The sequence below is a fragment of the Nocardia nova NBRC 15556 genome (genome assembly GCF_001613005.1).
GTDB lineage: Bacteria > Actinomycetota > Actinomycetes > Mycobacteriales > Mycobacteriaceae > Nocardia > Nocardia nova.
On sequence record NZ_BDBN01000108.1, the window covers coordinates 1 to 10,473 of the forward strand.

A 10,473-nucleotide genomic window follows, 5' to 3' on the forward strand; every position below is an offset into this window, starting at 1 on the left:
CGGCGCCGCCGCGGCGAGCGCGGGCAGCGCCAGCACCGCCATCGAGGCGAAGGGGCTGCGGGTGAGGGCGCGGCCCATTTCCCGCAGCACCACCGCCACTTCGGCGAATGTCGCGGCGGCACCGTCGAATTCGGCGGCCACCTCGAGCCCCGGCCACCCCGAGGCCGCGATCGGCGTCCAGTCCTGTGGCTCGCCCGGTGCGGTCGCGCCGAGTACGCGCCGTGCCACCGCGCGCAGGTCGTCGTGCAATTCCGCGAAGCCGGTCACCGGCTCCGACAGCTGCCCGGTCATCGCGGCACCACCGGTTCCCGGGGCAGGCCGAGTCCGCGTTCCCCGATGATGGTGCGCTGGATCTCGCTGGTGCCGCCGGGAATGGTCCACTCCCACGAGCCGAGGAAATCGAGCATCCAGGCCCCCGACTCCCACCCGCTGGATCGCGGTTTGCGCAGCACCGTATGGGCGCTCACGCCGGCCACCTCCGTTCCGAAGTCCGTCATCCGCTGCAGCAGTTCGCTGTAGTACAGCTTCACGATCGAGGCGTCGGCCGGGCCGGGCCGCTCGGCCGCGACCAGATCCGCGCACATTCCCCGCAGGCCGGTCAGTTCGGTTTCCAGCTGCGCCACCCGGTCGGCGACCGCTGGATCGTCCAGCGCACACCCGCCGCCGGGGCGCGGTCGCGCGCACATTTGGACCAGTCGCCGGAAACCGCCGTGCGCCAGCCGTTCCGCCAGCTCGAGCATCGTCAACCCGCGTTCGGCGCCCAGGGTTCGCTGCGCCACCTGCCAGCCCCCATGCTCGGGACCGATGAGATTCGCCGCCGGAATCTCGACGTCGTCGAGGACGATCTCGCAGAAATGCCACTCCCCGGTGGCCTGCCGGATCGGCCGCACGTCCACCCCGGGCGAGCGCATATCGAGCAGGAAGTACGAAATACCCTGCCGCTGCGCAGCTTTCGGGTCGGTGCGGGCCAGCAGCAGGCACCAGTCCGCGAATGCCGCGCCGCTGGCCCAGAGCTTGCGGCCGTTGACCACGTAGCTGTCGCCGCGGCGGCGGGCGGAGGTGCGCAAGGCCGCCATATCCGATCCGGCGTCCGGTTCGGAGAAGCCCTGACACCAAATCTCCCCGTCCAGAATCGCCGGCAGGTGCCGCTCGCGTTGCGCGGCGGTGCCGGCGGCCAGCAGCGTCGCGGCCGCATGATGGATCGAGACGAACGCCAGTACCAGCCGCGGCGCGTCGTGCGCGGCGAGTTCGGAGTACAGCACCGCCTGCTGTGCGACCGGCATGCCGCCGCCCCACTCGCTCGGCCAGTGCGGCACCGCGAAGCCCGCGGCGCGCAGGCGCTGGAACCACTCCTGCTGAAATTCGACGAATTCCGCGTCGGTGGCGCCGGTCTGGCGCGCCCGCCAGTCGGGCGGGATATTCGCCGCACACCAGTGCCGCACCTCCTCCCGGAATTCGGCCGGCGTATCCATCGGTTACCTCCGGGCCGCCGCGCGCCGCAGCGCCAGCAGCCGTTCACGATGTTCGGGTGAGCACATGGTGACCGATTCGGCGGCGAATCCGGCCTGCATCGCACCGGAGAGCGCTTGCGACAGATACATATTCGCCACGCGCTTGGTGGCTCGCAGCGCCGGCGCCGGTTGCGCGGCGAGCCGCTGTGCCAGCCGCGACGCGTCGTCGAGCAGGTTCTCCGGTTCGGAGACCGAGGTGGCCAGTCCCAGGTCGACGGCGGTCGGGGCGTCGATGCGATCGCCGGTGTAGAGGTAGACGCGCGAGCGCAGCAGCGGGGTGAGCAGCGGCCAGAAGGCCGCGCCCCCGTCACCGGCGACCAGCCCCACGCTCACATGCGGATCGGCCAGATACGCGGTGCGCGACATCAACACCACATCCGACAGGACGGCCACGCTCGCGCCCAGTCCCATGGCTGGACCGTTGACCGCGGCGATCACCGGCAGCGGGAACCGCAACATCTCCTCGATGATCTGCGCACCTTCGCGCAGGCTTTCCTCCCGCGCCACCGGATCGTCGAGGAAGGAGGTGATCCAGTCCAGATCGCCGCCCGCGCTGAAGGCCCGCCCGGCGCCGGTGACGACGACGACCTTCGCCGCGGTGTCGGCCGCCAGCTGCCGCCACACATTGGCCAGTGCCCAGTGCAGCGGTTCGTTCACGGCGTTCAATTCGCCGGGCCGGTTGATGGTCACCGTTCGCACCGGCCCGCTGCCCGTCACGGTCAGCACGTCGGGCAGGTCGTAGTTCGCGATATCGCGGTTCGGAATATCGTCCGTCACAGGCACTTACCGCACTTTCGCATTCGACGCACTGTTGCACTCACTGCCATGTCGCATCGACTGCCTCCTCGCCGTCGAACGGCCCGGGCAGCCCCCGCGTGCCGAGATGGCGGGTCAGTCGATCGCGGGTACCGGAACTCGCCCACGGCAGCCGGCGCAACGGCAGGCTGTAGCGCGACAACCACGACAGCGGCGATTCGTCGCAGAAGCCGACGGCCCCGTGCAGCTGGTGGGCGACCCGGAACACGGTTTCCGCGGCATCGAGCGCGGCCACCCGTGCCGCGAGCGCGTCGCCGAGAGCATCCTCCCCGCCGCACTGGACGCTCCACAAGGCGTATTTCGCGAGGACGTCCACCCCGCTGCGTTCGACCTCGGCGTCGGTGAGCTGAAACTGCACGCCCTGGAATTTCGCGAGCGGCTGTCCGAACTGGGTGCGCATCAGGACGTGGGAACGGGTGAGATCGAGGGCGCGGTCCAGCATGCCCAGCAGCGTCCAGCAGCTCAGTGTCAGCGCGAGGGCCGCATCCGCGCTGCCGGCCGCCCCGACCGAGGTCAGCGCCAAGGGCGTCACGAAGGCGGAGGTGCGTGGCGACGCACCGTCGGGCAGCGCCCGCGCCTGGAAGAGCTTGCCCTCCACCGTGACTGCCGACCACCGCAGGTCCAGCTCGGCGACCGCGCCGCAAGGATGCGATTCGGTGATCACCACCAGACCGTCGGCGTCCGCGTCGAGCGGCCGTGCCAGCCGTTCGGCCAGCGGATACGGCAGCGCCCAGTAGCCGGCACTGCGGCACAGCGCCCCGGCGGCCTCCAGATCGTCGCGGTCGCGACGCGGATCCAGCTCCCACGCACCGAGTCGGGCCAGCACGGACGCGACGATCTCCCCGCGACGAGACGGATGGGCCTCGGCGTCCTGGATCAGCCGATCCCCGCCCGCGGCCTCGAAGGCCCGGCTCGCCTCCCGGCCGTAGTCGGCGGCCTCCCGGCTCAGATCGATGTTCACGACGCCCCCAGCAGTGCCCGCGACAACAACAGCCGCTGCATTTCGATACTTCCCGAGGCGATGGTCGCGGCCTGCGAATACCGCCAATGATCGGCGACGGCACGGCGAAACCAGCTCTCGCGCCGCGCATCCGGTGCGGTGTCGAGCTGATCGGCCAATTCGGTGAGGACTTCGGCACTGTCCTGGTCGAGCCGCGTGACCGCGATCCGATAGGCGGCGGCGTCGCCCGGCGCCACCCGGTCCTCGTGCTGCATGGCGACCACCCGGTAGGCCAGCAACCGCGCGCGGCGGCAGTGCACCAGCATGCGCGCCCAGCGCCCGCGCAATTCGGCCGGCACCTCCGCCCAGCGATCGCCCAGCACCTCCGGCGCCGCACGCAGCAGTCGCTCGCACCGGGCATAGCGGGCGATGCCGACGCGTTCGAAGGCCAGCACCTCCTGCACGACCTTCCAGCCGTCGCCGACCGTGCCGAGCACATCGGCCTCGGTGACCCGCAACTGGTCGAAGAAGACCTCGTTCAGATGATGCGGCCCCATCATGGCCCGGATCGGCCGGACCTGGACCCCCGGCGCGGTCATCGGCACCAGGAAGATGGTCAGCCCCTGCTGTTTGCGTTCACCGGTGGCCGTGCGCGCCAACAGGAAACACCACTGCGCCATGGTGGCGTAGGAGGTCCAGATCTTCTGGCCGCTGATCAGCCAGCCGTCGCCGTCGCGGCGGGCGGTGGTGCGCAGCGAGGCCAGATCCGACCCCGCCTCGGGTTCGCTGAATCCCTGACACCAGATCACCTCGCCGCGCGCTATGGGCGGCAGGTGGGTGCGCTGCTGTTGCGGGGTGCCGTGTCGCATCAGCGCCGGCCCCACCCAGTTGACCCCCATGTACTGGGCGCCGCGCGGCTCGTGATGGGCCCACATCTCCTCGCGGACCACCGTCTGCTCCCACACCGATCCGCCGCGCCCGCCGAATTCTCGGGGCCACGCCGCGCACAGGAGCCCGCGCTCGGCCAGAACTCCGCAGAAATGCTGCGCGACCGCGAGATCTGCCGGGTCGTCGGTGAATGCGCCCAGGAAATCGGCGGGGACGTGCTGGGACACCAAACGCCGCAATTCATCTCGCAGCGCGTCGGCGGCCTCCCCCATCGTGAAGTCCATCACCCGACGGTACGTCAATCCTCATAAGGATAGCAATATTTGAATGGTCAGCACCAGCTGGTTAGAATCCGTGCATGGACCAAAGGCAGCCCGCGTGACCACCGCGCGTCGCGGGCGGATTCCGCAGCGCCGCATCGCCGAAACGGTCGCCTCCGAGCTGCGCACCCGCATCCTGTCCGGCGACGACGACTATCGCCTGCCCACCCAGGACCAGCTGGTGAAGGAATTCGGCGTCAGCTATCCCTCGATCCGGGAATCGCTGCGCATCCTCGAGACCGAGGGACTGGTCACCGTGCGGCGCGGCAATGTCGGCGGCGCGGAGGTCCACCGGCCCGACGAATACTCTGCCGCCTATCACCTGGGTCTGGCGCTGCAGGGAGCGCGGGTCACCCTCGGCGATCTGGCCGCCGCCTTGCAGATGCTCGAACCGCTGTGCGCCGCCGAATGCGCTCGCCGCCCCGATCGCGCGGAAGTGGTGGTCCCGGCGCTCGAGGCCAATATCCACGCCTGCGAAGAAGTGGTCGGCGACGGTGTCGCCTTCACCCGCACCGCCCGCGAATTCCACGATCTGGTGGTCGCTTTCACCCCGAACGCGACCGTGCGCTGCGTGGTGTCGAGCCTGGTCACCCTGTGGTCGGCGCAGGAGCAGGCCTGGGCCGAGACGCTCACCCGGCGCGGTGAGTACCCGTCGAAACCGCAGGCCCACGACGCCGCCCGGGTGCACGCCCGCCTGGTCACCGCGATCGCCGACGGCGACGACGCCGAGGCCGAACGCCTGGCCCGCGCCCACCTGCGCGCGACCCAGTCCGTCGTGCTGGAGCGCTACGACTCCGGCGTGGTGAACGCGTCCTCGGACATGGCACGCCAGGCGATCGCCGCGGGGCCCCGCGCCCGGCTGTAAGCGCAAGCGAAAGACGCTGCGGCACAGCACATCGCGAATTCAGTCGCGGTAGCGCTGCGCGACCGCCGCGAATTCGTCGAGGGCGCGCAGCGATTCCGATTCCGGCAGGGTCGGCAGTGCCAGGGTCACCCGCTGCACACCGGCCTCGGCATAGGCATCCAGCAATGCGGGATCGGGCGCGACCGGCGTGATCGCGATCGGGATGCCGCTGTCGCCGACGGCGGCCAGTTGGTCCGGCACCTGCGCCGGGTCGGATACGCCGTTGGGCACCCAGCCGATACCGAGGCGCACCGCACGCCGCGCCGCGACCTCCCCGCCACCGACGAAGATCGGCGGATGCGGACGCGGGCTCCGCGCGTGCGCGGGATGGCCGACCACGGCACCGGCACGGCCGCGTGTTCCGGCCCGGTGACGCCGCACCGGCCCGAATTGCCCCTGCGCTCAGCGTGAATGCGAAACAATCGTGCATATCCGACGCGGCTCGGCTGGGCCGCGACCGCCGAGAGGAGCGTGACATGCAACCCGAGGCATCTCCCTACCCGGTCCGCGTGCGCGGCGATCTGGATCCCGCGCTGTCGCGCTGGCAATGGATCGTCAAGTGGATTCTGGCGATCCCGCACTACATCGTGCTGTTCTTCCTGAGTATCGCCTATGCGGTGGTGACGGTCATCGCGTTCTTCGCCATCCTGATCACCGGCCGCTATCCCCGCGGACTGTTCGATTTCACCGTCGGTGTCCTGCGCTGGTCGTGGCGCGTGCGGTTCTACGCGCTCTCGGCGCTCGGCACCGACCGGTACCCGCCGTTCAGTCTGCGGCCGGACGAGAACTATCCGGCCGACCTCGAGGTCGACTATCCCGAGCGGCTGCACCGGGGTCTGGTCCTGATCAAATGGTGGTTGCTGGCGATCCCCCAGTATCTGATCGTCTGGGCGTTCGTCGGCAGCTCACGGTACTGGGGCAGTGACGACGAGGGGACCGCCGTCATCTGGATTCCGCTGCTCGGCATCCTCGTGCTGATCGCGGCGATCGCGCTGCTGTTCACCGGCCGCTATCCGAACGGCCTGTTCGCCTTCGTACTCGGCATGAACCGCTGGACGCTGCGAGTCCGGGCCTACGTGTCGCTGATGCGCGACGAGTACCCGCCGTTCCGGCTGGACCAGGGGCCGCGCGAACCCGAAAACGCCCCGCGCCCAACCGAATCCGGTCATCCGGTCTGATCACTCCCTGGTCGGCGCCGGCCGCAGCGCGACGGCCGGGCGCCGGCCGGTGTGTAGCCCCGCACCCGAGTTGGTCACGCCACCGCCCCGCACGGTCGTCCGCACGCCGAAGCGTGAGACCTGCCGGCCTGTCAAGGGGGCCATCCCGGCCGCGCGAGCAGTCCGCGCACGAGCAGCGCCGCCGAAACCAGGCTGAGACTGCACCCGACATCGGGAACCATCGCCGCCGGCAACGGGCCGACCGCGAAATACACCGCACCCACGGCGGTCCCGTACTCCCCTGAGCCGCATCACCGCAGGTGACGGTCGGTAGCTCGCGCATGCTACGTCAATCCTGTCAATGATAACAACACTTGAATGATCGGAAGTGGAGAACTACGCTCTCCACAAACGAGAAGGTGTCATACATCACTATCGTCTCGCGGCGAGACCGGGTGCCGACACCGAATCGAGTGATTCCTCGTCCCAGAACTTCCCAGAGCACTACGGAGGCTTCGCGGTGACTACACCGGCGCGCTACCTCACCTCGACCGCGGCGAGCGTCGCCGACGGGTGGACCCTCGACCGCATCACCGCACCGAGCAGGTTGTTCGGCGCCAACGGCATTCGCACCGGCGCCGACGGGCGGATCTACGTCGCGCAGGTGGCGGGCAGCCAGATCAGCGCCCTGGACCCGAATTCCGGCGATCTGGAGACGATCAGCGCGATGGGCAGCGATATCGTCGCGCCCGACGACATCGCCTTCGCACCCGACGGTGAGCTCTACATCACCGAGTACTACGACGGCCGCGTCAGCATTCGCGACGGCAAGGGCGAAACCCGGGTGCTGCGTGACGATCTCCCCGGCGCCAACGGCATCACCTTTCACCGGGGCCGGCTGTTCGTCGACGAATGCCGCCCGGGCGGGCGGCTGATGGAAGTGGACCCGGCCGGCGGCGCGCCGCGGGTGCTGCTGGACGGGCTGCCGATGCCGAACGCCCTCGAGGCCGGGCCCGACGGCAAGCTCTACTATCCGCTGCTGGGCAGCAACGAGATCTGGCGCATCGATCCCGACGGCGGCGAACCCGAGCGGGTCGCGGCCGACCTGGGCGGACCGGACGCGGTCAAATTCGACGCCACCGGCTGCATCGTCTCCACCCAGGTCGCCACCGGTGAGGTACTCCGGATCGATCCGCGCAACGGCGAGCGAACCGTCCTAGCGACCGTCGGGCCGGGCCTGGACAATCTGACCTTCGTCGGCGAGCGGCTGTTCGTCTCCAGTTTCACCGGCAAGATCACCGAAATCCTCGCCGGCGGCGCCACCCGCACCGCCCTCGCCGACGGACTGACCTGGCCGCTGGACTTGACCGTCGGCCCGGACGGCACCATCTTCATCGCGGACGGCACCTTCCTGCTCGCCGTCCCGCTGGGCGGCGAGTTGTATACCGCCGGAATGCTTTTCAGCCCCGGCTACCCCGGCTATATCCGCGGACTCACCGCGACGGGCGGCGGTGAGCTCATCGTCACCGGCAACGGGTCGGTCTCGCGCTATCGCCCGGCCGCCAACGAGAGCGAGGTGCTCGTCGACGGGCTCGACCAGCTCTACGGTGTGGCGGTCGCACCCGACGGCACCGTCGCGGTCGCCGACCGGGGCACCGGCACCGTGCACGCGGTACGCGATGGGCGCGCCGAACTGCTGGCGAGCGGACTGCACGATCCGATGGGCGTGGCATTCACCGCGTCCGGCATCTGCCTGGTCGCCGAGGCAGGCGCGGGCCGGGTGGCGGCGATCGACGGTTCGACGGTGGATACGGTGGCCGACGGGCTCGGCCGGCCGCACGGGCTGGTGGTTCACGCCGGTGTCGTGTACATCGTGGACGTCGAGGCCAAGGAATTGATCGGCCTGGATCCGACAACCGAAGCGCGCCAGGTGATCGCGCGGAATCTGCCGGTGGGCGCCCCGCCCGGGGTGACACCCAAACCGTTGAAGGGCCTGCTGCCGTTCTCCGGACCGCAGGGACCGTTCAGCGGCATCGCCGCCGGGCCCGACGGCACGCTCTACCTCTCCGGCGATGCCGAGGGCAGCGTCCTGGCGATCCGGCGCGACGGCCGGTGAGAACGATGACGGTCAACGACTTCTTCGGACTCGACGGCCGGGTCGTCATCGTCTCCGGCGCCAGCGGAGGCGGCATCGGCACGGCGGTCACCCGCCGCATCGCCGAGGCGGGGGCCCGGGTGATCGCGGTGGGCCGCTCCCGCGACAAACTCGACGCCGATATCGCACCGCTTGCGGCACAGGGACTTCCGATCGTGCCGGTGGCCGCCGACGCCGCCACCGACGAGGGCATCGCGACGGTGCTCGATCACGCGCGCGCGGCCGAGGGCGACCTGTACGGCCTGGTCAATATCGCCGGTGGCGCAGCACCCGCGACCTGGATGCCGGCCACCCGGGTCACCCGCGAGGACTGGCGGGCGCTGCTCGAATGGAATCTGGAGACGATGTTCTTCTTCAGCCAGGCGGTCGCCGCCGAACTCAGATCGCGGGGGCTGCCGGGATCCATCGTGTCGCTGTCGTCGATCAGCGGGATGAACGCCGCCCCCTTCCACATCGCCTACGGCACCGCGAAGGCCGCACTTGTGGCCGCGACCCGGACCCTGGCCGCCGAACTGGCACTCGACGGAATTCGCGTCAACGCGGTCGCCCCGGGCGTCACCGCGACCCCGGCCTCGGGCACCTACGTGGGCGCCGATCCCGAGCGCGATCGCCGAGCCATCGCCATGGGCCGCCGCGCCCGGCCGGACGAACAGGCCGGGCCGATCCTGTTCCTGCTGTCCGAACTCTCCAGCTACATCACCGGGCAGACCGTGCTGGTCGACGGCGGGCTGAACTTGAAATGGACCCATCTGGGCGCGGACAACACCTCGTTGTTCCTCGAGGACGACGGGTTCCGTGCCGCCATCACACGCTGAGACGCCGTCAGGAGAAGTCATGACCGAAACTGCCGACAGCATCACCGAGACGACCGCGGCGCCACCGCTGTCGACACCCATGACGATCGGCGTCGAGGCCTACATCGGTCCCGAGTACGCCCGCGCCGAGGGCGACAAGCTGTGGGCGAAGGTGTGGCAGCAGGTGTGCCGCGTCGAGGAGCTGCCCCGCGTCGGCGATTTCCTCACCTACGACATCCTCGACGACTCGATCATCGTCGTGCGCACAGCGCCGGATACGTTGCACGCCTATCACAATGTGTGCGCGCACCGCGGCCGCCGCCTGGTCGACACCCCGCCCGGAGCCCATGACGCACACGGGCAGCGCAAACAGTTCGTCTGCGGATTCCACGGCTGGCGCTACGACCTCGAGGGCCGCAACACCTTCGTGCCCGAACGCGGTGACTGGACCTGTGGACTGACCGAACGCAACGACGGTTTGGCGCCGGTGCGCGTCGACACCTGGGGCGGCTGGGTCTGGATCAATCTCGATCCCGACTGCGAATCGCTGCGCGACTATCTGGAACCCGCTGCCTCCCTGTTGGATCCGTTCCACCTGGAGAACATGCGGTACCGCTGGCGGCGGTGGCTGACCTTCGACTGCAATTGGAAGGTCGCCTTCGAGGCGTTCATGGAGACCTACCACGTCCCCTACACCCATCCGGAATTCATGAATTTCGGCAATTTCCTCGGCTGGGGCCGCGCCCAGGGCCGGCACAGCAATATCGGCTACGACGCCCCGAAGGGGATGGAGGAGAACCAGGGCAAGCTGCGGATCGGCGCCGGTCCCGACGCCCGGATCTCGACCGCGCAGCTGCAGAATTTCACCTGGGAGAACGCCAACACAAATACCACCGAGACGATGGTGGAGGTCGCGAATCGCCTCGCCGACGAACTCCCCGCCGATACTCCGCCCGACCAGGTGATGCGCTATTGGCTCGACACCTGC

Annotated in this window: 11 protein-coding genes; 5 read left to right on the top strand and 6 right to left on the bottom strand. The window is 69.6% G+C overall.

The features are described from left to right. The 5 genes from NN2_RS31500 to NN2_RS31520 form a co-directional block, all read right to left on the bottom strand. The coding region (locus tag NN2_RS31500; RefSeq protein WP_369689973.1) for an acyl-CoA dehydrogenase family protein at positions 1 to 291 on the bottom strand (291 nt) is incomplete at its 3' end. Beyond that, positions 288 to 1,472 carry an acyl-CoA dehydrogenase family protein gene (locus NN2_RS31505; RefSeq protein ID WP_063018435.1) on the bottom strand — a complete coding sequence of 395 codons (1,185 nt, stop codon included), beginning with the start codon at positions 1,470 to 1,472 and terminating at the stop codon, positions 288 to 290. The genes NN2_RS31500 and NN2_RS31505, both read right to left, overlap by 4 nt. A 3-nt stretch (positions 1,473 to 1,475) precedes the next feature. Next, complete coding sequence (locus NN2_RS31510) at positions 1,476 to 2,294, bottom strand: enoyl-CoA hydratase/isomerase family protein (RefSeq protein WP_231983141.1); 819 nt, start codon at positions 2,292 to 2,294, stop codon at positions 1,476 to 1,478. A gap of 34 nt (positions 2,295 to 2,328) precedes the next feature. Then, a complete protein-coding gene (locus tag NN2_RS31515) occupies positions 2,329 to 3,288 on the bottom strand; it encodes an acyl-CoA dehydrogenase family protein (protein WP_063018436.1) in 960 nt (319 codons plus the stop codon). After that, a complete protein-coding gene (locus tag NN2_RS31520; protein WP_063018438.1) occupies positions 3,285 to 4,439 on the bottom strand; it encodes an acyl-CoA dehydrogenase family protein in 1,155 nt (384 codons plus the stop codon). Before NN2_RS31520 ends, NN2_RS31515 begins: the two co-directional genes overlap by 4 nt. Positions 4,440 to 4,533: 94 nt before the next feature. Between NN2_RS31520 and NN2_RS31525 the strand changes: the two genes are divergently transcribed. Further along, entirely contained in the window at positions 4,534 to 5,340 is an 807-nt protein-coding gene (locus NN2_RS31525; RefSeq protein WP_063018440.1) for a FadR/GntR family transcriptional regulator, read from the top strand. A 39-nt stretch (positions 5,341 to 5,379) separates the two neighbouring features. Here NN2_RS31525 and NN2_RS31530 read toward each other — a convergent pair whose 3' ends face one another. Next, positions 5,380 to 5,760, bottom strand: coding sequence for an LLM class oxidoreductase (locus NN2_RS31530; RefSeq protein ID WP_063018442.1), 381 nt, complete (start codon positions 5,758 to 5,760; stop codon positions 5,380 to 5,382). 95 nt (positions 5,761 to 5,855) lie between these two features. Here NN2_RS31530 and NN2_RS31535 point away from each other — a divergent pair, with 95 nt between their 5' ends. The 4 genes from NN2_RS31535 to NN2_RS31550 form a co-directional block, all read left to right on the top strand. Next, positions 5,856 to 6,557, top strand: coding sequence for a DUF4389 domain-containing protein (locus NN2_RS31535; RefSeq protein ID WP_063018444.1), 702 nt, complete (start codon positions 5,856 to 5,858; stop codon positions 6,555 to 6,557). Between the two features lie 499 nt (positions 6,558 to 7,056). Further along, positions 7,057 to 8,652: an SMP-30/gluconolactonase/LRE family protein gene (locus tag NN2_RS31540; protein ID WP_063018457.1), complete on the top strand. Its 1,596-nt coding sequence runs from the start codon at positions 7,057 to 7,059 to the stop codon at positions 8,650 to 8,652. A gap of 5 nt (positions 8,653 to 8,657) precedes the next feature. Then, positions 8,658 to 9,506 carry an SDR family NAD(P)-dependent oxidoreductase gene (locus tag NN2_RS31545; protein ID WP_063018446.1) on the top strand — a complete coding sequence of 283 codons (849 nt, stop codon included), beginning with the start codon at positions 8,658 to 8,660 and terminating at the stop codon, positions 9,504 to 9,506. A 19-nt stretch (positions 9,507 to 9,525) separates the two neighbouring features. Beyond that, the coding region (locus NN2_RS31550; protein ID WP_063018453.1) for an aromatic ring-hydroxylating oxygenase subunit alpha at positions 9,526 to 10,473 on the top strand (948 nt) is incomplete at its 3' end.